This is a genomic window from Acidimicrobium ferrooxidans DSM 10331 (genome assembly GCF_000023265.1).
GTDB lineage: Bacteria > Actinomycetota > Acidimicrobiia > Acidimicrobiales > Acidimicrobiaceae > Acidimicrobium > Acidimicrobium ferrooxidans.
In genome coordinates this window covers 1,343,465-1,368,961 of the sequence record NC_013124.1, presented here as the reverse complement: position 1 = coordinate 1,368,961, position 25,497 = coordinate 1,343,465, and the positions used below count along the sequence as shown (strand labels likewise).

Here is a 25,497-nt window from a genome sequence, read left to right as displayed (position 1 = left end):
TCCGCTGAGGCTCGCTCAGCCATCGCTGCCTACATCCACCGTCACAACACGGTCCGGCTGCACTCGAGCCTCGGGTACCTACCGCCCGTCGAGTACGAGCTCTCCTGGGCATGCGAGGAGGTGGCCGCGGCCTACATTCAGACTGCTAAGCAAATGGGGGAAGGCCACATGAAGTCGACCGTCCGCGTCGAAGTGTCGCAGGAGGCGTCTATCTCGGCCCTGAGTCTCGGGGAGGGCCGCTAGCCCTTGAAGACGTGCGAGAGGTGCCAGCGGAGTCGCTCCGGGTCAGGCTGGTACTGCCGGTCGCGAGGAACGACTTTCAGAGGTTTGGGCTTCCCCCCATTTGCTTGACAGTCTGAATTTAGGCCACGGCCACCTCCCGGCAGGCCCAGGAGAGCTCGTACTCGACGGGCGGTAGGTACCCGAGGCTTGAGTGCAGGCGGACCGTGTTGTAACGGTGAATCCAGCTAGCGATGGCAGAGCGAGCCCCTGAGAGGTTCGCGAAGCGGTAGCGAGCCACCAGCTCGCGCTTCAAGCTCCCGAAGAAGGACTCGGCCACGGCGTTGTCGTAGCAGGTCGCGACCCTCCCCACCGACTGGCGAATGCCAAGGGTCGCGAGCAGGCTCCGTACCTTCCGGGAGAGGTACTGGCTGCCGCGATCGCTGTGAAAGATCGCCCCAGCCAGGCTGCCCCGAGTCCCGAGTGCTTCGCGGATCGCCTCGACCACCAGGTCATCGGGCATGTGACGCCCAAGTGACCAGCCCACGATGCGCCTCGAGCCAAGATCTGCCACCGTGGCGAGATAGCAGAACCCCTCATCGGTGCGGACGTAGGTGATGTCGCTCACATACCTGCGCTTCGGCTCACCAGGAGCGAAGTCCTGACGGACGAGGTCCGGGAGCGCTGCGTCCTCTCCCCGCCTCGTCGTGACTACGAAGCGCCGGCGTGGGCCCGCTGCCATCTCGAGCTCGCGCATCAGGCGTTCCACCCGCTTGTGGTTCACGCAGAACCCGCGCCGTCGCAGCTCGTGGGTGATGCGGGGGCTGCCGTAGGTGCCGTCGCTCTCGTGCCAGATGGCGCGAAGCTCGCTCGCGAGCACCAGGTGCTCGGGATCCTCGCCTCGGTCCCGACGGTGTCGCCAGGCGTAGTAGGCCTGGCGAGAGACCCCGATGACTCGTGCTGCTGCCGCTACAGAGAAGCCCTTGGCCTCCTGGCGGGAGATCCAGTGGTAGCGGCTCACTGTCCCCCCTCCTTCACCCAGAAGGCCATCGCTCGCTTGAGCAGCTCGCGTTCCACGGTGAGCTGCTTGACCTGGCGGCGCAGCCGTGTCAGCTCCTCGCGCTCGGCGCTCGTCAGGCCCTCTCGCTCACCTCGGTCGATGCGTTCCTGACGGACCCAGTTACCAAGGGTCTGCTCGTTGATGCCAAGCTCACGGGCGACGTCAGCGATGGTGCGGCGCTGGTCGAGAACCAACGCTGCCGCGTCCTTGCGGAACTGGCTCGGGTAGCGGCCGCGTCGTCGTCCAGCGGGGCCGTCGCCCGGTGGTGGGTTCGGTGTCTGGCTCATCCCTTCCTCCTATAGCAGGTGTCAACCTGGAGGGGGGAAGGCCAGTTGTCCTTGGTAGGTCGGGTAGAGCTGGCCATTCTCGTCCGGGTCCGCGATCGCAGGGCTAACGCGAACCGTCCATTCGCTGGGATCCACCCCGATGAGCCCGGCGTCGAAGAGTCGGTGGAAGTCGGCTCGGAGCAACAACCCATTCCGCACGTCGTGGCGCTGCTCGAGCGCGAAGGGAACGATGTGGGCGGCCTCCAGCGCGATAGCGGTCGATTCTCCGGTGATGGCGCAGCGCCCCCCGTAAGCCGAGCGCACGAGCGCCTGGAAGCCATACTGACCCAGCCGCACGCGAGTCAGCGCCTCCCTGTACCCAGCCACGGGCAGTGCGGCAACCGACTCCGGCAGTGCTGCAGCCGCCTGCTGTTGGGCGAGCCATTCGGAGATCGCATCACCTTCACTGGAGTTGACGTAGTAACCCTTGCCCCTCACGACATTGGGCTCGAACCCAGGGACTGGCGCAAGCCAACGATCCTCCTCGAGGAAGCAGGCGCCGACGAGCGTCGTGCAGCCGATCTTGGTGTCGCGATCGGGATACGAAGTCCTCAGCAGGCGTCGGAGCCGTACGACCTGATCGAGGAACTCCTCGAACGAGGCGAAACCGTTTCCCTGTCCGAACCGATCCCATGCCAACCTGGCCGAAAGTTGCTCGAAGCGAGCGAAGTATCCGAATCCGGCAAGTGCGTAATCAGGCTTCTTCAGGCGGAAGATCCACGGGGTTCCGACCGCGATCGCCGAACTCGGAGGGGACGGTGAGGGTGACCAGAAGTTCACCTCCTCGAGTCCCGCCTGGCGCAGAAAGTCGAACCACCTTCGATCCGTGTTCGCCACCCAGAGATCCATCGCCTCCCCCATCGCAGTCGCCCTGCTGGCCACGACAGCAACCGTCACCGGCAGCGGGCCATCGACGAGCGGCATGACGCCACCCACTACACTACCGACAGCACGGGGGTGTAGCTCAGCTGGTAGAGCGCTTGACTGGCAGTCAAGAGGTTCGTGGGTTCGAGTCCCATCACCTCCACTCCAAAAGCCCAGCTCAGAGGCCATATACGACCGAGTGCAGAGGCTCGGGGGCTTTATTTTTGCCCTTATCGTGCGACCTATCGTCTCGAGCGTGCGACGTCGGACGACATGGCACGGCGACGGACGCGAGGGTACGGGACCATCACACCCGCGTATGGGAAGCACCGAGCGGCGTTGTGCTCCACGCTCGACGGCCGCCAGGTGTACCGGTCGAAGCTCTGCGACACTTGCTACGAAGCTGAAGCCACCCTCGCTGCGTTCCGAGCCGAGCGGGATCGCATGCTTGCCCCCGAGCGAGGCATCAAGACGGTTGCCGACTTGCTCGATGCCTGGCTCGCTTCCCGCAACGTTCGCGAGGCAACGCTTGCGCAGTATCCCTACGCCGTGGGCGCGATCTCACCCATCATCGGCCACGTGAGGCTCGACGGGCTGAACTTCCGCCACGTCGAAAAGCTCCTCGCGCACAACCCCAACCTCTCCCCGCGCACCCTGAAGCTCTTCAGGGACGTGCTCGGCCAAGCTGCGCGCTGGGGCATGGCAAGAGGGCTCCTCGCGAACGATCCGACGCAAGGGGTGGAACCCATTCGCTCTGCGCCTCGCGTCGAGCTGCCCCCGCTGTCCCCCGAGCAGGTAGCCAGGTTCCTCGCTGAGGCGAAGTCCGAACGGCTCGGAAACCTGTTCGTGCTCGCGCTCGTGACGGGACTACGCCGAGCTGAACTGCTCGGGCTGCGCTGGGGGACGTCGAGGGCGACACGCTCCACGTCCGCACTTCGCGCCACGTCGCAGGTTCTCACATCATCGAGGGGCCGTCAAGACGCAGCGGAGCCGCCGTTCGATCCCGCTCGCGAGGATCGCGCTCGACGCGCTGGACGCAGTGCCATCCCACCACGTGGTGTCATTGCCGGGCGGCCTGCACGCGAGGAGGGCGGGCCACTGAGCGATCTCTGGCGTGTCAGACAACAGATGGCCAGAGGAGCCACTCAGGTGGCCCTGACCCCCTCCGACGCTCCCGGCGTGCCCTGGCGCCATCAGAGCAGGCGGAGACATCGACTTCTCCCGAGAGGGGGCCAGCTCATCCTCCAAGCCCTCATCGGGGAAGAGACAGCAGCGGTCATCGGCGCTTGCCGAGACGAACGAGGCGAGAGACGCCAGACGCGAAGCGCAACGGTTAGCGCGACCGTCTGCTCGTCACCAAGGGCGGCACGTGGAGCTCCGCAATCCGCACAGCTCCGTGTGGGGAGCTCGTCCCAGCCATCGGCGAGCGCCGCCGCCGGGTCGATCGTGCTCTCTCACGTGCGTGGTTCTGGAGGCCAACGTCTCGGGGGCTCAGCACCCGAAGCGTCGATGACCTCATCGCGGCCTGCGGTCGGACGGAGATCGCAAAGGGCGAGGTCTCCCGCATCGTCGCATCCCTCGACGAGGAGATGGCAAGGTTCCATCACCACAGGCTGGGCCATCGCTCGAGTTCTGCTCCCCCTTCGCCCATGCCACCTGGCGTCATGGGCCGCCTCGAGCACCAGGTCATCTCTAGTATCCGGGTGGCCATCACGGGCATCCACAGCGCCGGGGTGTGCGAGGTCTTCGGAAGTGCTGTGTCGGCGATGGGCAGAGCGAGAGTTTGCGGGGCGAGTGCTCGAGGGAGCCCAGCGATCGTGTGTCTCGGTGGTGTGCACCTGTGCAACTCCGATGGGCGAGGGCGGGCTCACCAAGCCATCGCCAGCTCCTTCGTCGGGCGAACTCGTGAGCGCTGCTGCGTGCAGCATGCGCGACGTGCTCGCTCGCATCGCAGAAGGGGAGCTACGGAGATGGTCCTGGCTCAAGATCCGCACGATCTTTGCTCGAAGCCTCCCCGGCAGCACTCCCGACCCAGTACGACGAGGTCATCGACTCGCTTACCCACGAGGCTCCCAGCGGCTCGCGCCATGGTCGCCGAGGCCACAGAGGAGGTCTGCACAGCTTCCCGAGAGCTCCTCGCGCACGATCTCGTCACGAACCCGCTCTGGTCGGGCCCATCATGAGATCGAGCGGCGCACCACGTGTCGGGGTCTTCGGGCGCGAAGTGGCTTCGTGCGCCTCATCACCGCTGTCGTGCTCGGCCAGCACGGCACATGGGGCGTCTTCGAGCCACACGACCTGTCAGAGGAGTCCATGGTCGAGCTCGAAACTGCCACGAGTGACGACACACGGCGGGCACCTCGAAGACGTCTCGGCCCCTCCGCGCTGCTCGCGTGCTGGCCTCGCCCGCCGAGGAAGAGCCTTGCGTGGTGGGCTGAGGCCAGCCAGGCAGTGCAGTGACACCGCTCGGTGGGAGGTGATCGCGGCTGCGTGTTGTCATTCGGTCCCGGCGGCCGGGGGTAGGCGTGGTGTCTGACTCATCCCTTCCTCCTCAAGCAGGTGTCAACCTCGAATGGGGGAAGGGCACTGTCCACTCCACCAATCCCCGGGCGCAACCGGGCGTCGAAATGGGCCTTTGCCACGCCAACGGGTCGTCGTGGGGGCTTCGAGGGCGATTCGTTGCAGATGTGAGCGATGTGTCACGGCATCCGGCGAAGCGGAAGCCTGCTCACACCAGTTCCTCAGACGTGCCCCAACCATGCTCCGTACGCTCCAGCAGCATTGACACCGATCGCTTGGTTACGAGGAGCTCTCGATGATCACAACCTACGTGAGGCGTGAACTGCGTCGGCGCAGTCGACAGGCCGTCCTCGTGTCGGCCGGGCTTGCTGTAGGAATCGGCCTCGTTGTGACGGTCTCGGCTGCAACGGCTGGCGTGCGTTCGGCCGATGGCGAGGTGCTCCACAGCTTGTACGGCGTCGGTACGGACATGATCGTCTCGAAGACCGCAACGCCCGGGAGCTTCGGGGGTGAGCGCTTTGGCTTTGGATCGGGAGCCTTCAACCCCCGAGCTGCGAGGAGTGCGCGTCTCGCAGGTAACCGATTGCATCTGACTCGTGGTCAGGCCGCGTTGCCGGCCGCTGACGTCTCGAAGGTTGCTCGGTTGCGCGGCGTCGCGGGTGCGACCGGCGGTCTCCAGCTCACGGACACGTCGTTCTCGGGGACTGTTCCGACCTTTGGCAGTGGTGGCGGCGGTTCGTTCAGTATCAACTCCTTCAGCGTGGATGGAGTCCAGATCTCGTCGAGCGGCGTCGGCCCTCTCACTCCTTCCGAGGTCACGAAGGGCGCGTACTTCACCGCGGCGGACGCCACCAAGGACGTCGCCATCGTGAGCAGCGGGTATGCGACGTCCCAGCAGCTCTCCGTCGGCTCGACCCTCGACGTCGGAGGCGCGTCGGTGAAGGTCATCGGCATCGCGACGACGCCAACGAGCACGGCCGACGTGTTCCTGCCGCTCGCCACCGCGCAGCAGCTCTCGGGCGAGGCGGGCAACATCTCGACGATCTACGTGAGCGCGCAGAGCGCGAGCAACGTCAGCACGCTCGCAAGCGAGGTGGCCAAGATCCTCCCAGGTGTGACGGTGTCGACCTCGGCGAGTCTTGCCAGCGACGTCTCGGGGTCGCTGGCCAGTACGAGCAGTCTGCTCTCAAGTCTCGGGAAGTGGATCTCCGTCGCGGCGCTGGTGATGGCGGTGCTGGTCGCAGGGTTGTTGATGATGGCTGCCGTGTCGAGGCGCACCCGTGAGTTCGGCACCTTGAAGGCGATTGGGTGGCGAACGCGCCGGATCGTTGCCCAGGTCATGAGCGAAGGACTCGTCCTTGGCGTCGGTGGCGGCATCGCTGGCCTTGTTCTCGGCATCGCTGGGGCCGAAGCTCTCTCGGCGGCGTCACCGACACTTCGAGCGACCGTCGGTCGATCGGTGGCCTTCGGTGGTGGTTTTGGCGGTGGTGGCTTCGGCGGCGGCTTCGCGGGTGTGCGAGCTGGGCTGCGCCAGGCAGCGGGCGTACGAACCGTCCTCGTGCATCTGAGTGCCCCCTTGCAGGCTGACACCATTGCACTTGCGGTCGGCCTGGCCATCATCGGCGGGCTGGTGGCCGGTGGCCTTGGTGCCTGGCGAGCTTCCTCGCTCCGGCCGGCGGACGCGCTTCGGAGTGTGCAGTAAGCGTGCGTCAGGACGAGAAGGAGTCGAGCATGACCGAAGGACAGATTCGAGACATGGAGCCGCTGTACGAGCTACGTGGTGTTCGTAAGTCGTTTCGACGCCACGGCGCCGTCGTCAACGCACTCGACGGTGTCGATCTCGTGATCGAGCGCGGGGAGTTCGTGGCCATTCAGGGCCCGACCGGCCAGGGCAAGACCACGCTCTTGACGCTGCTGGGAGCACTCGATCGGCCAGACGCCGGTGAGTTGCGCTTCGAGGGCCGCGATCTCGCGCACCTCGGCGAAGCCGAGCTTGCCGAGCTCCGCGCTACCGCGCTCGGGTTCGTCTTCCAGACCTTCAACCTCATACCGACACTGACGGCGCAGGAGAACGTCGAGACGGCGCTCGTGCCGCTGCACGTCGAGACCGAGGAACGGCACAAGCGGGCAGCACGGGTACTCGAAGAGCTGGGACTCGCTGATCGGGCTCAGCACCTGCCTACGGAGCTCTCGGGTGGCCAACAGCAGCGCGTGGCGATCGCGCGTGCGCTTGTCAAGGACCCCGAGGTGCTGCTCGCTGACGAGCCGACCGGCAACCTCGACGAGCAGACGCGCGACGACATCGTCGCGCTCTTGGAGGGCCTGTGGCGGGATCGAGGGATCACGCTGATCGTGGTGACGCACGACTCGACCGTCGCCGGTCGCGCTCGGCGCAGGCTCGTCATCGACCATGGCACGGTTGCCGAGCGCGCCGACGGACAGCGCGGGCCCTCGGGCGAGCCGACGACGGCTGGTTGAGTCTCGCTGCGTTCTGGCCGCACCTTGGTAGCGTGAGCGCGTGGTGCGTACCGACCTCACCCGTGAACGCGATCGGCGCTCCGACGATCGAGCCGCCCTCGATCAGCTCCTCGACGAGGAGCTGATCGCACACGTTGCCGTCGTTCGCGACCACGGACCGGTCGTGGTGCCGACGGCGTTCGCTCGCGACGGTGACGCGCTCGTGCTCCACGGGTCGGTCGGGTCGGGGTGGATGCGACATGCCAAGGCGGGCGGGGCGCTCGCGATCAGTGTCGCGCACCTCGACGGGCTCATCGTGGCGCGCAGTGCGTTCCACTCGAGCCTTCGCTACCGTTCCGCGGTGCTCTTCGGTACGGGGACGGTGCTCGAGGGCAAGGAGCGAGAGCGCGCGCTCGATCGGATCACCGACAAGCTCCTCCCCGGTCGAACGGCGGAAGTTCGTCGTCCCCTCCGTCGAGAGCTCCTCGCCACCATGGTGCTCCGCGTGCCGATCGTGGAGTGGTCGCTCAAGGTGTCCGCTGGTTGGCCGAGCGACGAGCCCGATGACCTCACGGGCAACGCATGGGCAGGGGTGATCCACGTCGGGGCGCCGACGCGCTGGGCGGAGCCCGCCCCGGATCTCGCGTTCGGTGTCGCGGTGCCCGTGTCGGTCCGTCGCCTGGTCGCTCGCGACGACGGGCCCGGCCTCGCCTGAGCGAGGGCGCGTGCCGACGCTCGCCGAGGTGGTCGGGCCCCACGAGGACGACCTCGTGGACGTCCAGTTCGGCTTCGAACCGGACAGGGTCCTCGAGGGCTACCGCAACGCTCGGTTTCCCATGTGGCTGGACGAAGGGGTGCTCGGCTGGTTCGAGCCCAGGTGGCGCGCGCTTCTTCGCCTCGAGGGAGATCTCTCGCGCATTGCCCACCGCTCGGTGCTCCGCGAGGTCGATCGGGCATCCGTGCGCATCGACACCGCCTTCGATGCCGTGCTCGAGGCGTGCGCGGATCCGGCTCGACCAGGTGCGTGGATCGACGCCACCTTTCGGCGCTTCTACCGCGAGCTGCACGCACGAGGCCTCGCGCACTCGGTCGAGTGCTGGCTGGGAGGTCGTCTCGTCGGCGGCTTGTTCGGACTCGGGCTCGGACGCTGCTTCGTCGGTGAGTCCATGGTCTCGCTGGTGCCGAACGCATCGAAAGTGGCGTTCCTGGGGCTCGTCGTCGCTGCCAAGGACGCGGGCTACGGCGTCATCGATGGACAGTGGATGACGGCCCACCTAGCCTTGCTTGGCTTCGAGGCGGTCGCGAGGGCCGAGGCGCGGGCGTTGCTGCGGCCGCTCCTCGCCGAGCCGAACCGCCCATTGGTGCGCGGCGACCTCGGACTTGGCCGCGAGAGGTTGCGTGCCGCGCTGAGGCACCCTCTGGCGACCTAGTCGTCGAGCCGGCCGCTCAGGTGGTCGTCGAGGAGGGTCGCCAGGGCGCGAGGCTCACTCAGGCACGGCAGGTGTCGTGATCGCCCGAGCACGACCACCGTGGCGGCGGCGAACGAGGCCGCGAGATCGAGCACGGCTGCGGGCGGTGCGACCGGATCGTCGCGCCCCGTCACGAGAAGGGTGGGCGTTTCGACGGTACGGTCGGGGGCGAACAAGAACTTGGCGAGCGCCTCGCAGTGGCGTGCGTAGGCCTCGTCGTCGCACGCGCGGACCCAGTCGGCGACCTGGTCACGCTCGCTCGGATTGGCATCCGACCAGCCCGTTGGCACCCAGCGCTCGAGCAGACCGTCGACGAGACTCGCTGTGCCGTTGGCGCGGACGGCAGCTGCGCGCTCGTGCCAGGCCTCGGCCGAGCCGAAGCGGCGCGGTGCGCCGACCACGCCGAGGCGCCGGATGCGTTCGGGGTGGTCACGTGCGAGGGCGAGGGCGATGGCGCCACCGATCGAGACCCCGACGACGTGGGCGCGTTCGATCCCGAGTGCGTCGAGAACCTCGAGCACCTCGCGGCCGTAGGCCTCCACCGAGGCCGCGACCGGCGTCGGGCCGGCGCCGGGTCGATGCCCCGGGTGCTCGATGAGCACGAGGCGCCACCGCTCCTCGAGCACGGTCGCCACCAGGTCCCAGAGGGCGGCCTGCGTGCCGAGGGAGGGCAAGAGGACGATGGCCGGCGCGTCGCTCGGCCCGCGCAGCTCGACGTGACGGCTCGTCGTGCTCACAGGCCCGCATCCCGTCCGAGCGGCGCGAGATCCTGGCTGAGTAGGACCGCCTCCCGCTCGGCCTCGTCGAGGGGCTGGGAGGCCTCGGCGGCACGCAGCGCCAGGGACAGCAGGCGTCGGTCACACGGGGTCGCGAACCCGGTGACCGGCAAGCTGAGGGTGAAGTCGACGGCGACCTGCACGCGCGAGGGCTCGTCCAACGGCTCGTACCAGGTCTCGTAGGCGTGGGTGGACTTGGGCCACGGGCGGCGTGCGAGCGCCTTGATGGCCATGACCCCGACGCCGCGCTCGGTTGCCGCCTCGAGGAGGGCCTCGGCGTCGCGGCGATAGGCCGGGTCGACGAAGTGTGCGATGCCGAGGGGCAGCATGACGGTGTCCAGGGGCATGCGATCGAGGGCACGTCGGAAGACGCGTGGGGCGTCGAGGAAGTGGCCGGTGATGCCGAGGAAGCGCGTCGTGCCCTCGTCGCGCGCGGCGAGGAACGTCTCGAGCGCCCCGCCAGGAGCCGTGATCTGGTCGAGCTCCTCGTCGCTGGTCACGGCGTGGAACTGGTAGAGGTCGAGGTGGTCGGTGCGTAGGCGCTCGAGCGTGCGCTCGAGTTCGCGGCGCGCGCCGTCGGCGGTGCGCTCCATGGTCTTGGCGGCGAGGAAGACCTGGTCGCGGAACGAGGGGAGGTGTGCCCCGACGGCGAGTTCCGCCTGCCCATACGACGGTGCGATGTCGAGGTGGTTGACGCCAGCGGCGAGTGCGGCCTCGAGGGAGTGGCCGGTGGCGTCGACGTCGCCGTCGCCGAAGGCGCAGCATCCGAGGATCGCCACGCTGGACGCGTGGCCGGTGCGGCCCAACATGCGCTGTTCCATGCCGGTAGCCTAGGCCATTCGTGCCGAGGGCTTGGGCTCACGAGCCCTCTGGGCGTGGCTCCTAGACTGGAGTGCATGGATGTCACCGATGCGACGTTCGAACGCGACGTGCTCGAGGCGTCGAAGGAGCGGCCTGTGGTCGTCGACCTGTGGGCGCCCTGGTGTGGCCCGTGTCGCACGCTGAGCCCGATCATCGAGAAGGTGGTGGCCGAGACCGAGGGGCGAGTGGTGCTCGCCAAGGTCAACGTCGACGAGAACCCCGGGATCGCGCAGGCCTTTCGCGTGCAGGGCATTCCGGCGGTGTTCGCCATCCGTGACGGCAAGGTCGTGGACTCCTTCGTCGGCGCCTATCCGGAGCAGGCCGTGCGCGACTTCGTGACGAAGCTCGCCCCGGCCGAAACGGTCGTCGACGTGCTGATCGCCGAGGGTACCGAACCCTCGCTGCGTCAGGCGCTCGAGCTCGAGCCCGGGAACGAGCGTGCTGCGGTCGGACTCGTGGAGCTGCTGCTCGTCCGCGGCGAGCTCGAGGAGGCCGAAGCGATCCTCGCGCGCTTCCCCGATACCGAGCCGATCGCTGCGCTCAAGGCTCGGGCGCGTCTCGCGGCTCGTGGCGAGGCTGCCCTCGACGAGGCGACCATCGAGTCGCGCCTCGAAGACCTGCTCGGGCGTGTGAAGGGCGACGAGGAGGCGCGCCAGGAGTTCCTCGACCTGCTCCGGCTCTTGCCGGAGGGGGACCCACGGGTCTCGACCTGGCGCCGGCGACTGACCTCAGCGCTGTTCTAGGCATGACCGTCGCCCCGGCGCCGTCGCTCGTGGCACGCGGTCGCGTGCTCGATGCGAGCCGTCCCCTCGTGATGGGGATCGCCAATCGCACCCCTGACTCGTTCTTCGACCACGGGTCCTACTTCGCCTTCGATCGCTTCCTCGCCCACGTGGAGGGGCTCGTCGAGGCCGGGGCGGACATCGTGGACATCGGTGGAGTCAAGGCGGGCGCTGGCCCCGAGGTGAGCCTCTCCGAGGAACTCGATCGGGTGGTACCTGCGGTGGAGGCCGTGGCTCGTCGTTTTGACGTGACCATCTCCGTCGACACGTGGCACAGTGAGGTGCTCCGGGCGTCACTCGAGGCGGGCGCCCACATCGGCAACGACATCTCTGGCTTTGGCGACCCTGCCTATCTCGAAGTCGCTGCGGCGGGCGATGCCGCCGTCGTCGCGACTCACATTCGTCTCGCCCCACGCGTCGACGACCCCGATCCGCACTACGACGATCTCGTCGAGACGGTCGTTGGGTTCCTTGCCGAGCGGGCGGAGCGGGCGCTCGCCGCGGGCCTCGGCCCATCCCAGGTGATCCTCGACGCTGGTTTCGACCTCGGCAAGACCACGTCGCAGTCGCTCGCCCTCCTCGCCGCCACCGATCGCCTCGTCGAGCTCGGCTATCCGGTGCTGGTCGCCACCTCGAACAAGGGCTTCGTCGGCGAGACACTTGGGCTCGAGGTCGGGGAGCGACGCGAGGCGTCCATCGCTGCAGCCGCGATCGCCTACCTACGGGGCGCGCGCCTGTTCCGGATGCACGACGTGCGTGGAGCGCGTCGTGCGCTCGACACATTGGCGGCGATCTCGGCGAGCGCCTAGCGATGGCCTCCGTTCGCCTCGTGGCCTGCGATGACGAGGTCGAAGTCCAGCGGGTCGTCGAACGCGAGCGCGGCGTGGCGGCAGAGGTGGAGTTCCTGCACGCCATGGTCGATGCGGCAGCCGTCCATGAGCTCGCAACGTCGTTCTCGCAGCTGCCGATGTTCGCCGATCGTCGGCGCATCGTCGTCACCGGGCTTGGCGCGCTCGCGGCACGCGAGGCCGGAGAGCTCGTGAAGGCCGCGAGCGAGGCTCCTGGACCCAACGAAGTCGTCTTCGTCGTCGTGGGGGAGCCGGCGAAGTCGGTCGTCGCGCACGTCGACAACCACGTCGAAGATCGGCGCCGCCTGCGCAGTGATCGAAGGCGTGCGGCGATCGAGGACGCCTTTCGTGAGGTCGGTCTGAGTGCAGAACCAGCGGTCGTCGATCAGCTCGCCTGGGCGCTCGGAGAGGAGGTCTCGCGAGCCGGATCCATCGCCCGTTCGCTCGTCGGGGTCGTTGGTGAGGGCGGTCGCGTCGACGAGGAGGCGCTGGGTGCGGTCGCGCTCGAGGTCGGCGCCCGTCCGCCCTGGGAGCTCACCGACGCGATCGAGGCTGGCGATCTCCCGCGAGCGCTCGAGGTCCTCGACGCCATGCTCGCTGCGCAGATGCCCACGGTGCTGCTGCTCACGCTCATCGAGCGGCGTGTTCTCGAGCTCTTCGCGGTTGCGGGGACGGGCGCGCGCGACGGTGCTGGCGTGAACGCAGCGCTGCGGGAAGCAGGCCTGCGACCGCGCCCAGACTTTGCCGCGCGAGCGCTGGGCGAGCTCGCTGCCGCCATCGGTCCAGAGCGCGCGGGTCGGCTCGTGCGTCTCGTCGCCACCGCTGCACGCGATCTTCGAGGTGACTCCGTTGCCCCCGACGAGACGACCCTCAGGTTGCTCGTCGCGCGCGCGGCGAGCCTGGTGCCGAGGCGCGCGCAGCGTCGTAGCGCGCCAGGGCCTCGCGTCGCTCCCGGTCGTGGTCGACGATAGGGAGGGGGTAGCCCGCGTTCTCTCGTCCCACCCAGCGCCACGGCTCGTGGATGAGGCTGGTCGGGCACGCACGGAGCTCGGGGACCCACCGGCGGACGTAGTGGCCGTCGGGGTCGAACTTCTTGCCCTGGAGTGTCGGGTTGAAGACGCGGAAGTAGGGAGCTGCGTCGAGACCGGTGCCGGCCACCCACTGCCAATTGCCACGATTGGAAGCGATGTCCGCGTCGGCGAGCGTGGCTTCGAACCACGCCGCCCCTCGACGCCAGTCGAGGTGGAGGTCCTTGACCAGGAGCGAGGCGACGATCATGCGGACGCGGTTGTGGAGCCAGCCGGTGGCGGCGAGTTCGCGCATCCCGGCGTCGACGATGGGGAACCCGGTGCGACCGTCGCACCAGGCCCGGAATCGAGCGTCGGCCTCGTCGCCCTCGTCCCAGGCGATCTGGCGCAGGGTCGGGTCCAGCTCGAGATCGACGAGGTCGGGATGGTGCCACAGCGCGTGCGCGTAGAACTCGCGCCAGGCGAGTTCGCGGACGAACCGGTCCGCGCGATCGAGGTCGCCGAGGGCGGCGAGGATGGTGCGCGGATGGATCGCGCCGATGTGAAGGGCAGGAGAGAGCTCGCTGGTGGCTGCCACGGCGGGTCGGTCGCGGTCGGCGGCATAGTGCGCAAGTCGCGAGTCGACGAAGCGCTCGAGCCGCTCGAGGGCCGTGCGTTGCGGGGTGAGCAGCGGCTGATCGGGGGGTCGCAGGTCGGCGGGTTCGAAGTGGCGCTCGGTCACCGCGAGCGAAGGCGGTGCGGTCGCCTCGAAGGGGCCGAGGCCGTGGACGGCCGGGCGCCACTGGCGCCAGAAGGCGCCGAAGACCCTCCAGGCGCCACCCTCGGGTCGCGTCAGGGACCCGGGCGCAACGGCGTAGGCGCTGTCGACGACGCGCAGTGCGATTCCCCGTGCCTCAAGCGAGCGGCGGGTGGCGTCGATCCGACGGCGGATCCCCGGCGCGACGCCTTGATGGGTGAGGACCTCCGTCGCGCCCCACGCGGCAAAGATCGCAGCGAGCTCGTCGCCGTGGCGCGCGTGGAGGAGCGAGAGTCGGTGGTCGGTCCAGTCGTCGATCTCGCCGAGCGCACCGGCGAGCCATGCGCGGCGAATGGGCGACGCATGTCGGGCAAGGCCCGGGTCGAGGACGAAGACCGCTGCGTCGCCGATGCCGAGCTCAGACCAGCCGGCGTGGTCGTAGGAGCGTAGGTCGCCTCGGAGCCAGAGCACGCGCACGGAGCTGAGGCTAGCCCAGCATCGCTCGCCGTCGCCGGCGAGCCATCGCGAGCCGCGCGCCCGTAGGCTCCTCAGCAAGGAGGTGGGCGTGAGCGCTGCGGTGGAGTCGTCGACCTGGGCAAGTGAGCGTCCTCGGCGTGCCGGCGCTGACGTGCTTGCCGTCGTCTTTGGTGTGGCCGTCGGCGTCGCCCTTGCGGCCCCGGTGGTCGATGGGACCCTCGCGGAGGTGCACGCCCCTGGAGGGTCGCTGCTTGCAGCGTCCACGCTGACCGGACTCGTGGGGTCGGTTCTCGCCTGGATCATGGTGGTGCTCGCGTCGCGGATGCCATGGCTCGACCAGGCCATCGGGCAGCCTCGGGTCATGCGCTGGCACCGCCAGGTGGCGCCGTGGGCGATCGGACTCATCACAGCCCACGTCATCCTCGCGATCGGTGCGGCCGCGGTCGCGACCCACACGTCGTTCTTCGGAGCGACGGGCCAGGTGGTGACCTCGTCCGTGGGCCTCGTCGAGGCCACCATCGCCGCCGTGGTGCTCGTCGTGGTCGGTGCGATCTCCGTGCCGTGGGTGCGCTCTCGGATCCCCCGAGAGCGCTGGTGGGCGGTGCATCTCGCGCTCTATGGCGCGCTCGTGCTCGCCGTCGCCCACGAACTTGCGCTCGGACCCACCTTCATCCGCCATCCCCTGGCCCGTGCCGTCTGGATCGTTGCGTGGGTCCTCGCGGCGCTCGGCGTGATCGTGTTTCGACTCATCAAGCCGTGGCGCCTCTCGCGCGCGCTCGACCTGCGAGTCGCAGGTGTGCGCACCCTCGGAGACGGTCGCTACGTCGAGGTCGAGGTCGCCGTCGCGAGGCCGCTCTCGTTCCGTGGCGGTCAGTACTGCCTCTGGAGGCTCGATGTGCCCGGGCGTCGTCTCGAGGCCCATCCCTTCACGGTCCTTCACGGGCGTGAGCCCGGTGGGCTTCGCCTCGTTGCGCGTCGGATCGGGGACTTCACCGACGACCTCGCCAACGTGGGCCTCGGGAGCCGTGTCAGGATCGAGGGTCCCTACGGGTCGTTCACCGTCGCCGAGCGCAGCGAGCGACGCGCCATCCTCGTCGCCGGGGGCGCGGGTCAGACGGCGACCCTCGCCCTGTTGGCTGACCTCGATGCAGCGGCACGCCCCCAGGTCATCGTGCGCGTGAGCGACGAGGCGGATCTCGTGCTCGGCGACGAGATCCGCAGGTTGGTGGCCGAGCGCCACGGCAGCGTGCGGGTGCTGGTGGGCTCGCGACGCGAGGTGCCTTTGTCTGCCATCTTCGAGGGGGTGGGCGAGCTGCGGAGCGCCGACGTGTGGATCGCGGGGCCGCCTGCCTTCGTCACCGCCGTCGGTGCGGTGGCACTCCAGCGTGGTGCGAGGCGACGGGCCATCCATGGTGACCCCTACACGATCTGAGGAGGTGCGATGCGGCGAGCTGCGCTCTCGGTGACCTCGGCGGTCGCGAGCTTTGCCATCGTCGTCGGTGCCGGTGGTGGACTCCGATCGCTCCATGCGCTCGCGGCCGACGTCTTCGGCTCCTCTGCCGCCGCTCACACGGCGTCGTCGTCGACGAAGGCCCACCGCGCCGTTGCGACGTATGCGCCCGTCGCTCCCACCACGGTCGATGGCGCCACCATCAACTACGGCTACGGCGAACTCCAGACCGCCGTGACGTTCGCACGGCACCGGCTCGAATCGATTCAAGTGATCCACTTCGTCGCCGCCGATAGCTACTCAGCCGCGCTTGAGCAAGCGGCCGTCGGCATCCTCGACCACGAGGTGCTCGCGGCACAAGGCCTCCCGATCGAGGTCGTCACCGGCGCGACCTACACCTCGGAGGCCTACGCGACCTCGGTGCAGGCTGCGCTCGACCGGGAGCGCGCTCGGACGTGAGCCAGGTCACCTTCGAGGCGATGGGAACGGTCGTGAGCGTCGCCATCGAAGGCGTGGAGGATGGATCGGCGGAGAGTCGGTGCGAGCGGCTCGTCGCCCGTGTCGAGGCACTCGAGCGATCCCTGTCGGCCTGGCGGGACGACTCGGCACTCCTACGGCGGCGCCGCGGCGAGGTGGTCGACGATCCGGCGCTGCGCGAGGTCGAGGCACTCGCTGAGGTCCTTCGGGTGCTCACTCACGGTGCGTTCGATCCCCACGGCCCGCTCGGCCTCGATCTCGACGGCGTGGCCAAGGGGTGGATCGTCGAGCGTGCCGCGCTCGAGGCGTTCGCCGATCTCGCGCCCGGTGCACGAGTTTCGGTGGCGGCAGGCGGGGACGTCTGGCTCCGCGGGGATCATCGGGTCGGGGTGGCACATCCCCAGGTCCGAGGTGCCCTCGTGGCCGTGCTTCGGGTCGAAGATGGCGGCGTCGCAACGTCCGGCACGCTGGAGCGAGGCGATCACGTGCGTGCCCCCGGGGGTCAGCTCGCGCTCAGCCAAGCCACCGTGTGCGCGCCCACCCTGTGGCTCGCCGACGGTTTGGCGACGGCCCTCCTCGTCGCAGGTGAGGCGCTCGCGGCGGCGCTCTCGGCCATCCCCGGGGTGGGGTGGTACGTGGTCACACGCGGCGGCGAGCGTCGTTGGGGTGGTGCGATCGAGGTGCTCGCTTCGGCATGACGGGGAGAGGTGGCGAGCTTCGGTCCTCGCGTACCGTCACCGTGCATGCCTGCTTCGGGGCTGGCGGTTCATGCGGGTGTGATCGGCATCGAGGCATTGTGAGCCGCGGTCCTCGTCGTGGTTGGCTCGGCTTCGTACGGCGCGACAGCACGCTGACCCACTACGACGGAGGGAGCGTGACGAATCCCTTGGGCGTGACGCCCGTCGGCGAGACCGAGAGTCGCAGGAGCGTCGCGTCCATGGAGCCGTCGTGGGCCGGTGCGGGGACGAGGAGCGTGCCTCGCGAGGGCTCGGCGGTCCCGGAGAGGCCGAGCTGGATCCAGGCGGGGAGGGAGTTAGGAAGCCTCGTGAGACGCCCGTCGCGCTCGGCCCACAGGGCTGCGGGCGCGAACTTCGACGGGGATGCGATGATGCAGGAGCGATTGATGCAGGTGAGGACGCGGGGATCGAGGAATGGGTCCTGGTCCGAGGATGCGGATCCCGAGGGATCGGTGACGACGTCGCGCGTGCTCGCCCTCGTCGTCGCGACGACGAGGGAGTACGTGGTGCCCGAGCGAGGCGCGAGGATCGCGCAGGTCGTGATCCCTGACCAGAGCCCTCCACCGCCGAGCGGGGCAGAGGGTGTCGCGACGACGACGCGTGCCGAACGTGGTCCAGTCAGTGTCCACACGGTGGGGACGTACGAAGGGCCATGATCGTGGTGACCTCGTTGGCGACGAGGCAGGGGCCGTCCTCGGCACAGGCGGCGAGGCCGCTCGACCGCAGGATGTTCGTGGTCGGTGCTGTGGGTGATGCGGCAGGGGCGAACGACAGGTAGAGCTGCGTCCAGGGTCCGAGGGGATGCGACGCGACGAGGACTGACCCCACGCCGCCCGTCCCGAGCGGTAGCTCGGCGAGCACGCAGAGGGAGCGCGAGCAGGCGAGCCCGTCCCCTCCCGCGCCCTCGGGCAGCGTGGTGGGTGTGAAGGAGCGCCCCCCATCGGTCGAGGCGAACGCCACCGGCGTCCCCGCGGGGGGCGGGGCGCTCGCGAGGCCGGTCGCGACGCAGGTCTGTTCTTGGCACGTGACGCCGTTGAGGGTGACGTCGGCGGGGATTGTGGCCTCGCTGGGCTGGAAGGTGGCGCCGCCGTCGCTCGACCACCACATGAGGGGGTCGCCGGAGGGTGAGCTGCCGACGGCGACGCAGGTCGCCCCCGAACAGATGACGTCTTGCACCGTCGAGACGTGGTCCGGTGTCGGCGCGCCAGTGATCGCTACCCCCTGAGTCGTCCGCGCCGCCGCGGTGCTCGCCGAGGGATGGGAGCGCGACCGGGGCACCGTGGGAGGGCTGCTCCGCACGCCGATGGCCAATGCGGTCCCTCCACCGACGAGCACGACGACCGCGGCGATGGCGATGGTGCGCGTGCCCCTCCTCATGCAGCGACGCTCGCGCACCTGGGCGAAGGGTGTCGCCTTAGCGGTCGATGCGCAGGGCGGAGATGAAGGCCTCTTGGGGTACCTCGACGCGGCCGATCTGCTTCATGCGCTTCTTTCCTTCCTTCTGCTTCTCGAGGAGTTTGCGCTTGCGCGTGATGTCACCCCCGTAGCACTTGGCGAGTACGTCCTTGCGACGAGCCTTGACCGTCTCGCGGGCGATGATGCGCGACCCAATCGCTGCTTGGATCGGGACGTCAAACAGCTGACGGGGGATGAGCTCGCGGAGGCGGGTCACCAGCTGGCGACCGTAGTCGTAGGCGTGGTCGCGGTGGACGATCGCGGTGAAGGCGTCGACGGGCTCTTGGTTGATGAGGATGTCCAGCTTGACGAGGTCGGCGACCTGGTAGCCGTCGGGCTCGTAGTCGAGGGAGGCATAGCCGCGCGTCCGGCTCTTCAACTGGTCGTAGAAGTCGATCACGACCTCGGCGAGCGGAATGCGGTAGATGAGCTCGACGCGCTCGGGAGAGAGGTACGTCATCGTGACGAGCGACCCTCGACGCGTCGACGCGAGATCCATGAGCGTGCCGATGTACTCGCTGGGAGAGATGATCGAGATGCGCAGCATCGGCTCGGCGATCTCAGCGACCTGGTTCGGTGGCGGCATGGCTGCGGGGCTTGCGATCTCGATCGTCGTAGCGGAGGTCAAGGTGATGCGGTAGTTCACGCTGGGCGCGGTTGCGATGAGGCTGAGCCCGAACTCGCGTTCGAGCCGCTCTCGCACGATCTCCATGTGCAAGAGGCCGAGGAAGCCACAGCGAAAGCCGAAGCCGAGAGCGGCCGAGGTCTCCGGCTCGTAGGTGAAGCTCGCGTCGTTGAGCCGGAGTTTCTCGAGGGAGTCGCGCAGGTCCTCGAAGTCGTCGCCGTCGACCGGGTAGAGACCACAGAACACCATCGGCTTGGGATGCTCGTAGCCCGGCAGGGGTGCATCGGCTGGACGATCCGCCTGGGTCACCGTCTCGCCCGAGCGTGCCTCGCCGACGTCCTTGATCCCAGCGATCAGGTAGCCGACCTCGCCCGGCCCGAGATCGGCGACCGGTGTCGAGGCGGGCAGCCGCACCCCGATCTCCTCGGCGGTGTGCACGGTGCCGGCCTGCATGAGGCGAATCTGGGCGCCCGCGCGCGCGGTGCCGTTGACGACCCGCAACGAGCTGACGACCCCTCGATATTGGTCGTAGACCGAGTCGAAGATGAGGGCGGCAAGCGGGGCATCCGGGTCCCCCGTCGGTGCTGGGACGCGCTCCACGACGGCGTCGAGGAGCGCAGGGACGCCTTCGCCGGTCTTGGCGGAGATGCGCAGGATCTCGGAGGCGGGAATGCCGAGCACCGTCTCGATCTCGAGGGCCGTTCGATCGGGGTCGGCTGCGGGCAGGTCGATCTTGTTGAGGGCGGCGACGATGGTGAGGTCGTGCTCAAGGGCAAGGTAGCAGTTGTGGAGCGTCTGTGCCTCGATGCCTTGCGAGGCGTCCACGAGCAGCACGACCCCCTCGCAGGCGGCGAGCGAACGCGACACCTCGTAGCCGAAGTCGACGTGGCCGGGCGTGTCGATCAGATGGATGGTGGTTCCACCCCATCGAACTCGCACGTTCTGAGCCTTGATCGTGATGCCACGCTCGCGCTCGATCTCGAGGGAGTCGAGGAACTGCTCGCGCATGTTGCGGGCGTCCACCGCGCCGGTGAGTTCGAGGATGCGATCGGAGAGCGTCGACTTGCCGTGGTCGATGTGTGCGATGATCGAGATGTTGCGGATCGAGGCCGGGTCCACCATGGTCGCTCCAGCCTAGGTGCGAGGATGCGCTGGCCTCACGGCTAGACTTCGTCGTCCGAGTGCTGCGGCTTGCGCTGCACCGCTCTCGAGCGTACGCGGGTGTGCTCGTGGGTTGGTGTCGCGGGAACGCCGCGAGCGCAGGGATTCGAAGCAGGATTTCGAAGCAGGGATTCGAGAGCGTCGTCGCCGAGAGGGAGTCATGGCCAACATCAAGGGACAACTGAAGCGCATCCGCCAAGACGAGCGCCGGCGCGAGCGGAACAAGGCGGTTCGGAGCGAGTTGAAGACGCGCGTCAAGCGTGCGCTCCAGAACGCCACCGCGGACGACGGCGAGCAGTATCTCCGTGCCGCGATCCAGCGACTCGACAAGGCCGCGAAGAAGGGCATCATCCATCCGAACCAGGCTGCGCGTCGCAAGTCGCGCCTCATGCGAGCCGTCAATCGAGAGCGCAGCGCCACCGAGGCCTAGCCACTGAGGCTGAGCGACCTGGGCCTCGAGACCAGGCCGAAGGGCGCAATCCCAGCGTGGGCGCGTGCGCGGCTAGACTGAGGGCGAGCATCCTCACGGGAGGTTCGCGCACATCGTGGTCGAAGAGCAGCTGAGTCCGCGCCAAGAAGCCATCTTGATGGCGGTCGTGGCCGAGTACGTCCGGACCGGTGTCCCGGTCGGGAGCAAGCACGTGCTCGATGTGACCCACCTCGGTCTCTCGCCGGCGTCCGTGCGCGCGCAGATGGCCCAGCTCGAGCAGGAGGGCTTCCTGGCACAGCCCCACGTCTCGTCGGGGCGGATCCCACTCGTGAAGGGCTACCGATACTTCGTCGATCGTCTCATGCGTGTCGATACGACGCTCATCGAGCGGCTGCGCCGAGAGATTGTGGGTCGCCTGCGTGCTGCCCGTGGTGAGTGGGACGACGTCCTCGAGCTGACGCTGGATCTCGCGGTCGAGCACTCGCAGTACACGGCCGTGATCGCGGTGTGGTCCTCGGAGGTCGAGGTGGTGCGTGCCGTCCATCTCGTGCCCTTGGATCCACCGACGATCCTTGGGGTCGTCGTCGGCTCGCGGGGTGCGCTCGAGCGTGCGATGTTCGAGATCGAGCCGACCCCGCCGGAGTCGGTCGTCGTCGCGGCAGGGAACTTCCTCGCGTCTCGGTTGCGCGGGCACCGAATGTCGGAGCGACTAGCCGTCCTCCCGAGCGGGAATGCGGAGATGGACGCGGTCGTCTTCGCGGCCCTCGCCGCGATCGACGAGAGCCGCGTGCGCGAGCGGCCGGAACTTCGGGTTCGAGAGGTCGCCAAGACCGCGAGCGCACTCGATCAGCTCTCGAAGGTCGCCGGTGTGCTCGAAACGATCGAGCAACGACTGTCGCTCGTCGAGGTGCTGCGCCGCCTCATCGACGAAGGTGAGCCGGTCTCGATCGGGAACGAGAGCGGGGTCGCCGCTCTGGACGACTGCTCCCTCGTCGTCGCTCCGTGCGAGGTCGACGGGACCATCGTCGGGTCGATCGGTCTGTTGGGGCCGGTGCGCATGGACTACGGTGGGGCGTCGGTGGTGGTCGAGGCGCTGCGCGAGGGCGTGGCAGAGGCGGTCGGGTAACGCCGCGTGCGGCGTCGACGATGAGGAGTGACGTGGTCGACTACTACGAAGTCCTGGGGGTGTCTCGGAACGCCTCCAGTGAGGAGATCAAGCGCGCGTATCGGCGCCTCGCTCGTCAGCTGCACCCAGATGTGAACGGCGGCGATCGAGGCGCCGAGGAGCGCTTCAAGCTCGTGACCGAGGCCTACGACGTCCTGAGCGACCCGGACAAGCGTCGAACCTACGACCGGACGGGATCGGTTCAGGGCGGACCGTTCGGGCCCGGAGACCCCTTCGGCGGCGGGCCGTTCGGGCCGGACTTCTCCGACCTGTTCCAGAGCGTCTTCGGCGGGTTCACGCAGCAGCCCCAAGGGGCCCAGCGTCGCGGCGAGGACATCGAGACCGAGGTGCGGCTCACCTTCGAAGAGGCCGTCTTCGGGGCGCAGAAGGAGATCTCCCTGCGCATGCCCGCGGTGTGTGGCACCTGCCAAGGCTCGGGCGCCCGGCCGGGCACCCAGCCGCGTGTGTGCTCGCAGTGCCAGGGAACCGGTGCGGTCAGGCGGATCACCCAGTCGTTCCTCGGGCGCATGGTGACCACGGCGACCTGCGACGTCTGTCGAGGCGAGGGAACGGTGATCGCCGACCCGTGCCCCGACTGCCGAGGCGAGGGTCGACGCACGCAGGAGCGCCGCTTCGTGGTCGATGTCCCACCTGGTGCCGACAATGGGTTGGTCCTCAAGCTCTCCGGCAAGGGGCCGGCAGCGCCCCGTGGTGGTCAGCCGGGAACGCTGTACGTCCACGTGCTGGTGGAGCCGTCGGAGCGGTTTGAGCGGCGCGGCAACGATCTCATCACCCGTGTCCAGATCTCGGCGCCGCAGGCGGTGCTCGGTACCAAGCTCGAACTCGAGACGCTCGATGGGCTCGAGGTCATCGAGATCCCCGCCGGCACGCAGCCTGGGTGGGCGACGCGCGTTCGGGGGAGAGGTGTGCCTGCGCTGTCGGGTCGTCGCGGGCGCGGCGACCTCATCGTCGAGGTCCAGGTGACGATCCCGAGCGAGCTCACGGCCGAGGAGGACGAGCTGTGGCGGCGCCTCGCTGCCCTGCGTGGTGAGCTGGTCAGCGAGCATCACGACCAGTCGCTGCTCTCGAAGCTGCGTTCCGCCTTCAAGTAGGCGTGGGTCGCGACGCCAACGGGGCAACCGGACGCCTCGAACCGTTCTTCATCGTCGACGATCTCGAGGCCCCGGTCGTCGACGATGCCTTGGCTGCCCACCTGCGCGCTCGCCGACTCGGGCCTCGGGCATCGATCTGGATCGGAGACGGTCGGGGTCGCGTACGGGCCGCGACGCTCGCGGAGGTGGGGCGTCGGACGGCTCGGATCGAGGCGTGCGGGGAGATCGTGGCGCAGCCACGACGCACGCCGGAGGTATCGATCGCGTCGTATGCGCCCTCGAGAGAGCGCCTGGCGTGGATGGTCGCCAAGCTCGCCGAGCTCGGCATCGCCGATCTGTGGCTCCTGCGCGCTCCCCACGACCGTCGCGGTGGCGAACCGCTCTCAGCGCACGAGCTCGGTCGGCTCGAGCGCATCGCGCGGGAAGCGGCCCAGCAGGCAGAGGTGCCCTGGGTGGTGCGGATCCACGACGTCGGCACACTCGACGAGCTCCCGCGAGACGGCGTCGTCGTGGCAGATCCGGCGGGAGGTGGCCTCGTGGGACGCGACGTACGCTGCATCGTCATCGGTCCTGAGTCCGGCCGGATCGATGGCCTCGCCGACGTGCGGCGCGTGCGTTTGCCAGGCGGGATCCTCCGTGTGGAGACGGCGGCTGTGGTCGCGGGTGCACTGCTCGTCGCCCTTGGTGGCAATATTGTGGACCCTGCGTGTGCGGGCGGCTACGCTTGAGGTTGAGCGGAGCGAGGGCGCGCTCACCATGGTGCGGACAGGAGGATCGCGATGGACAGCGCAGAGCGCGCGTATGCACGTGAGGTCGGTCGCCGCTTGCGGCTGGTGCGCAAGCAGCAGCGCTACAGCCTCCAGGCGGTCGAGGCGCTCTCGGCCAAGGAGTTCAAGGCCTCGGTGCTCGGCGCCTACGAGCGGGGGGAAAGGTCCATTTCGGTGCCGCGGCTGCGGCGCTTGGCAGCGTTCTATCGGGTCGACGTCGAGCAGCTGCTCCCGAGGCCGACGAGTGAGCTGACGCCAGCGGTCAGCACCACGGAGCGTGCCGCGCGGATCCTCGACGACGATCGCGTCACCATCGATCTCGCGGAGATGGAGCGGGCGGCATCGGTGGCGGCGCCGACGACCGAGAAGTGCACCATCGATCTCCAGCGGCTGCGGAGCCTCGAGGGGCCCGAGCGTGAGCTCCTCGAGCGCTACCTCGGCATGATCCAGGTGCAACGCCAGGACTTCAACGGTCGCGTCATGACGGTGCGCCGCGAGGATCTGCGGATCATCGGTGCACTGCTCGGCTTGAGTCTCGAGGGCATGATCGAGCACATCGACCGCTTGGGTCTGAGGGCCCTGCCGGAGCCACGCTGAGCGTCGACGGTCGCGACGAGCCCCTCCGGGAGGCGGCGCTCTACGTCCACGTCCCGTTCTGTCGGCGACGCTGTGCCTACTGCGACTTCTCGGTCGCGATTCGCGAGCCCGACCGCGACTTCGTCGACGACGTCGAACGCGAGCTTGCCAACCGCGTCGAGGAGGGCCTCGTCGACGAACGCTTCTGCGCCACCTCGGTCTTTCTCGGTGGGGGGACGCCCTCCTACCTCGATGACGGCGCGGTCGCGAGGCTGATTCGGCTCGCGCGCCCCGTCTCCGGCGCCGAGGTCACCATCGAGGTCAATCCCGAGGATCTCTCCGTGGGGCGGGTTGCGAGGTGGCGGGAGGCCGGTGTCGGGCGCATCTCGGTTGGGCTGCAGTCGCTCGACGACCGCGTGCTCGCCCACCTCGGCCGTGGACACAACGCAGCAGATGCGCTCGGACGGATCCGTGCGGTCGTCGAGGCGTTCGCAGACCTCAGGGTGAGCGTCGATCTCATCTTCGGTGACCCGCTGGAGGATGACGCGTCGTGGCGACGCACCTTGGCCGGCGTCGTCGACCTCGGCATTGGGCACGTCTCGACCTACGCCCTCACCGTCGAGCCGGGCACGCGCTTTCGGTCGCTCCGGGTCGACGATGAGACACAGGCTCGCCGCTACGAGGTCGCCGATGCCGTCCTCGGGGCGGCTGGTTATGCGTGGTACGAGATCTCGAACTGGGCCCGCCCCGGCCAGGAGTCGCGACACAACCAGACCTACTGGGGTGGTGGCGCCTATCTCGGGCTCGGACCGAGCGCGCATTCGTTTCGTGATCCTGTGCGCTCGTGGAACGTGGCGAGCTGGCCGAGGTGGCGTGAGCGGGTGCGGGCGGGTCTCGTGCCGACGGAGGGGCTCGAGGTGCTTTCATCGAGCGCCCGTGTCCTCGAGGCTCGTTACCTCGCCCTCCGTCAGCGCGACGGGATCGACGAGGAGGCCGTCCCGGCCTGGGCGGCTGCGTTCTTCGAGGAAGGCGCGCCCGGACGACGTCGCCTCACGGTGCGCGGTCGTCTGCTCGCCGACGAGATCGTGGCTCGCTGGGACGAGCGCTAGCCTACGCACG

Annotated in this window: 26 protein-coding genes, 1 tRNA gene and 1 pseudogene; 19 read left to right on the top strand and 9 right to left on the bottom strand. The window is 68.7% G+C overall.

The genetic code is table 11. The features are described from left to right. Positions 1–3: 3 nt before the first annotated feature. Positions 4–99, top strand: a pseudogene (locus AFER_RS12940) (integrase core domain-containing protein); the annotation flags it as partial. 262 nt (positions 100–361) lie between these two features. On the opposite strand, the gene AFER_RS06765 reads toward AFER_RS12940, so the two are convergent. From AFER_RS06765 to AFER_RS06755, 3 genes are read right to left on the bottom strand one after another with little or no spacing between them, the layout of a single operon-like run. Then, on the bottom strand, positions 362–1,240 hold the full coding sequence (locus tag AFER_RS06765) for an IS3 family transposase (RefSeq protein ID WP_015797628.1): 879 nt from the start codon (positions 1,238–1,240) through the stop codon (positions 362–364). Continuing rightward, positions 1,237–1,566 (bottom strand): transposase, encoded by a 330-nt coding sequence (locus tag AFER_RS06760; protein ID WP_015797627.1) that lies wholly within the window; start codon positions 1,564–1,566, stop codon positions 1,237–1,239. The genes AFER_RS06765 and AFER_RS06760 overlap by 4 nt, the downstream gene beginning before the upstream one ends. 21 nt (positions 1,567–1,587) lie before the next feature. Further along, a complete protein-coding gene (locus AFER_RS06755) occupies positions 1,588–2,529 on the bottom strand; it encodes an HNH endonuclease (protein WP_015798728.1) in 942 nt (313 codons plus the stop codon). A 29-nt stretch (positions 2,530–2,558) separates the two neighbouring features. On the opposite strand from AFER_RS06755, the gene AFER_RS06750 reads away from it, so the two are divergent. The 6 genes from AFER_RS06750 to AFER_RS06725 all read left to right on the top strand — a co-directional run bounded on the left by AFER_RS06750 (position 2,559) and on the right by AFER_RS06725 (position 8,876). Further along, positions 2,559–2,632 (top strand) — tRNA-Ala (locus AFER_RS06750). Positions 2,633–3,815: 1,183 nt separating this feature from the next. Next, positions 3,816–4,652: a transposase gene (locus AFER_RS12935; RefSeq protein ID WP_083769328.1), complete on the top strand. Its 837-nt coding sequence runs from the start codon at positions 3,816–3,818 to the stop codon at positions 4,650–4,652. Positions 4,653–5,284: 632 nt separating this feature from the next. Beyond that, complete coding sequence (locus AFER_RS06740; protein WP_015798727.1) at positions 5,285–6,691, top strand: ABC transporter permease; 1,407 nt, start codon at positions 5,285–5,287, stop codon at positions 6,689–6,691. 29 nt (positions 6,692–6,720) lie between these two features. Further along, entirely contained in the window at positions 6,721–7,467 is a 747-nt protein-coding gene (locus tag AFER_RS06735) for an ABC transporter ATP-binding protein (protein ID WP_015798726.1), read from the top strand. Between the two features lie 40 nt (positions 7,468–7,507). Beyond that, positions 7,508–8,161: a pyridoxamine 5'-phosphate oxidase family protein gene (locus AFER_RS06730; protein WP_143711972.1), complete on the top strand. Its 654-nt coding sequence runs from the start codon at positions 7,508–7,510 to the stop codon at positions 8,159–8,161. 10 nt (positions 8,162–8,171) lie between these two features. Next, on the top strand, positions 8,172–8,876 hold the full coding sequence (locus AFER_RS06725) for a leucyl/phenylalanyl-tRNA--protein transferase (protein ID WP_015798724.1): 705 nt from the start codon (positions 8,172–8,174) through the stop codon (positions 8,874–8,876). On the opposite strand, the gene AFER_RS06720 is transcribed toward AFER_RS06725, so the two are convergent. Together AFER_RS06720 and AFER_RS06715 are read right to left on the bottom strand one after the other, a co-directional pair. After that, positions 8,873–9,652, bottom strand: coding sequence for an alpha/beta fold hydrolase (locus tag AFER_RS06720; protein WP_015798723.1), 780 nt, complete (start codon positions 9,650–9,652; stop codon positions 8,873–8,875). The genes AFER_RS06725 and AFER_RS06720 overlap by 4 nt on opposite strands. Continuing rightward, a complete protein-coding gene (locus tag AFER_RS06715; RefSeq protein ID WP_015798722.1) occupies positions 9,649–10,512 on the bottom strand; it encodes an aldo/keto reductase in 864 nt (287 codons plus the stop codon). Before AFER_RS06715 ends, AFER_RS06720 begins: the two co-directional genes overlap by 4 nt. A 75-nt stretch (positions 10,513–10,587) precedes the next feature. Between AFER_RS06715 and trxA the strand changes: the two genes are divergently transcribed. The 3 genes from trxA to AFER_RS12020 are packed head-to-tail and all read left to right on the top strand — an operon-like array spanning position 10,588 to position 13,153. Beyond that, positions 10,588–11,295 carry a thioredoxin gene (gene trxA, locus AFER_RS06710; RefSeq protein WP_015798721.1) on the top strand — a complete coding sequence of 236 codons (708 nt, stop codon included), beginning with the start codon at positions 10,588–10,590 and terminating at the stop codon, positions 11,293–11,295. 2 nt (positions 11,296–11,297) lie between these two features. Continuing rightward, positions 11,298–12,143, top strand: coding sequence for a dihydropteroate synthase (gene folP / locus AFER_RS06705; RefSeq protein WP_015798720.1), 846 nt, complete (start codon positions 11,298–11,300; stop codon positions 12,141–12,143). A 2-nt stretch (positions 12,144–12,145) separates the two neighbouring features. Continuing rightward, the gene (locus AFER_RS12020; RefSeq protein WP_015798719.1) at positions 12,146–13,153 is read left to right on the top strand and encodes a DNA polymerase III subunit delta; all 1,008 of its coding nucleotides are present in this window, start codon (positions 12,146–12,148) and stop codon (positions 13,151–13,153) included. Here AFER_RS12020 and AFER_RS06700 read toward each other — a convergent pair. Then, the gene (locus AFER_RS06700) at positions 13,053–14,423 is read right to left on the bottom strand and encodes a cryptochrome/photolyase family protein (RefSeq protein WP_015798718.1); all 1,371 of its coding nucleotides are present in this window, start codon (positions 14,421–14,423) and stop codon (positions 13,053–13,055) included. The genes AFER_RS12020 and AFER_RS06700 overlap by 101 nt on opposite strands. An 88-nt stretch (positions 14,424–14,511) precedes the next feature. Between AFER_RS06700 and AFER_RS06695 the strand changes: the two genes are divergently transcribed. Genes AFER_RS06695 through AFER_RS06685 form a run of 3 tightly spaced genes read left to right on the top strand, consistent with a single transcriptional unit; the run spans position 14,512 to position 17,048 of the window. After that, positions 14,512–15,855 (top strand): ferric reductase-like transmembrane domain-containing protein, encoded by a 1,344-nt coding sequence (locus AFER_RS06695; RefSeq protein WP_015798717.1) that lies wholly within the window; start codon positions 14,512–14,514, stop codon positions 15,853–15,855. Positions 15,856–15,864: 9 nt separating this feature from the next. Then, the gene (locus tag AFER_RS11090) at positions 15,865–16,332 is read left to right on the top strand and encodes an FMN-binding protein (RefSeq protein ID WP_015798716.1); all 468 of its coding nucleotides are present in this window, start codon (positions 15,865–15,867) and stop codon (positions 16,330–16,332) included. Then, positions 16,329–17,048, top strand: a complete 720-nt coding sequence (locus AFER_RS06685; RefSeq protein ID WP_015798715.1) for an FAD:protein FMN transferase — start codon at positions 16,329–16,331, stop codon at positions 17,046–17,048. Before AFER_RS11090 ends, AFER_RS06685 begins: the two co-directional genes overlap by 4 nt. A gap of 160 nt (positions 17,049–17,208) precedes the next feature. Here AFER_RS06685 and AFER_RS06680 read toward each other — a convergent pair whose 3' ends face one another. From AFER_RS06680 to lepA, 3 genes are read right to left on the bottom strand one after another with little or no spacing between them, the layout of a single operon-like run. Then, positions 17,209–17,718 (bottom strand): hypothetical protein, encoded by a 510-nt coding sequence (locus AFER_RS06680; protein ID WP_041661743.1) that lies wholly within the window; start codon positions 17,716–17,718, stop codon positions 17,209–17,211. Further along, positions 17,706–18,464, bottom strand: coding sequence for a beta propeller repeat protein (locus AFER_RS06675; protein ID WP_015798713.1), 759 nt, complete (start codon positions 18,462–18,464; stop codon positions 17,706–17,708). The genes AFER_RS06680 and AFER_RS06675 overlap by 13 nt, the downstream gene beginning before the upstream one ends. 37 nt (positions 18,465–18,501) lie before the next feature. Further along, on the bottom strand, positions 18,502–20,289 hold the full coding sequence (gene lepA, locus AFER_RS06670; protein WP_015798712.1) for a translation elongation factor 4: 1,788 nt from the start codon (positions 20,287–20,289) through the stop codon (positions 18,502–18,504). A 199-nt stretch (positions 20,290–20,488) separates the two neighbouring features. Here lepA and rpsT point away from each other — a divergent pair, with 199 nt between their 5' ends. From rpsT to AFER_RS12575, 6 genes are all read left to right on the top strand, one after another. Next, the gene (gene rpsT / locus AFER_RS06665; RefSeq protein WP_015798711.1) at positions 20,489–20,758 is read left to right on the top strand and encodes a 30S ribosomal protein S20; all 270 of its coding nucleotides are present in this window, start codon (positions 20,489–20,491) and stop codon (positions 20,756–20,758) included. A 115-nt stretch (positions 20,759–20,873) separates the two neighbouring features. Continuing rightward, positions 20,874–21,884: a heat-inducible transcriptional repressor HrcA gene (gene hrcA / locus AFER_RS06660; RefSeq protein ID WP_015798710.1), complete on the top strand. Its 1,011-nt coding sequence runs from the start codon at positions 20,874–20,876 to the stop codon at positions 21,882–21,884. A 20-nt stretch (positions 21,885–21,904) separates the two neighbouring features. Beyond that, positions 21,905–23,035, top strand: coding sequence for a molecular chaperone DnaJ (gene dnaJ, locus AFER_RS06655; protein WP_041661742.1), 1,131 nt, complete (start codon positions 21,905–21,907; stop codon positions 23,033–23,035). A 2-nt stretch (positions 23,036–23,037) separates the two neighbouring features. After that, complete coding sequence (locus tag AFER_RS06650; protein ID WP_015798708.1) at positions 23,038–23,763, top strand: 16S rRNA (uracil(1498)-N(3))-methyltransferase; 726 nt, start codon at positions 23,038–23,040, stop codon at positions 23,761–23,763. Positions 23,764–23,814: 51 nt separating this feature from the next. Next, positions 23,815–24,399 (top strand): transcriptional regulator, encoded by a 585-nt coding sequence (locus tag AFER_RS06645; RefSeq protein ID WP_015798707.1) that lies wholly within the window; start codon positions 23,815–23,817, stop codon positions 24,397–24,399. Next, complete coding sequence (locus tag AFER_RS12575; protein ID WP_015798706.1) at positions 24,396–25,487, top strand: coproporphyrinogen-III oxidase family protein; 1,092 nt, start codon at positions 24,396–24,398, stop codon at positions 25,485–25,487. The genes AFER_RS06645 and AFER_RS12575 overlap by 4 nt, the downstream gene beginning before the upstream one ends. The last annotated feature ends 10 nt before the right edge of the window (positions 25,488–25,497 follow it).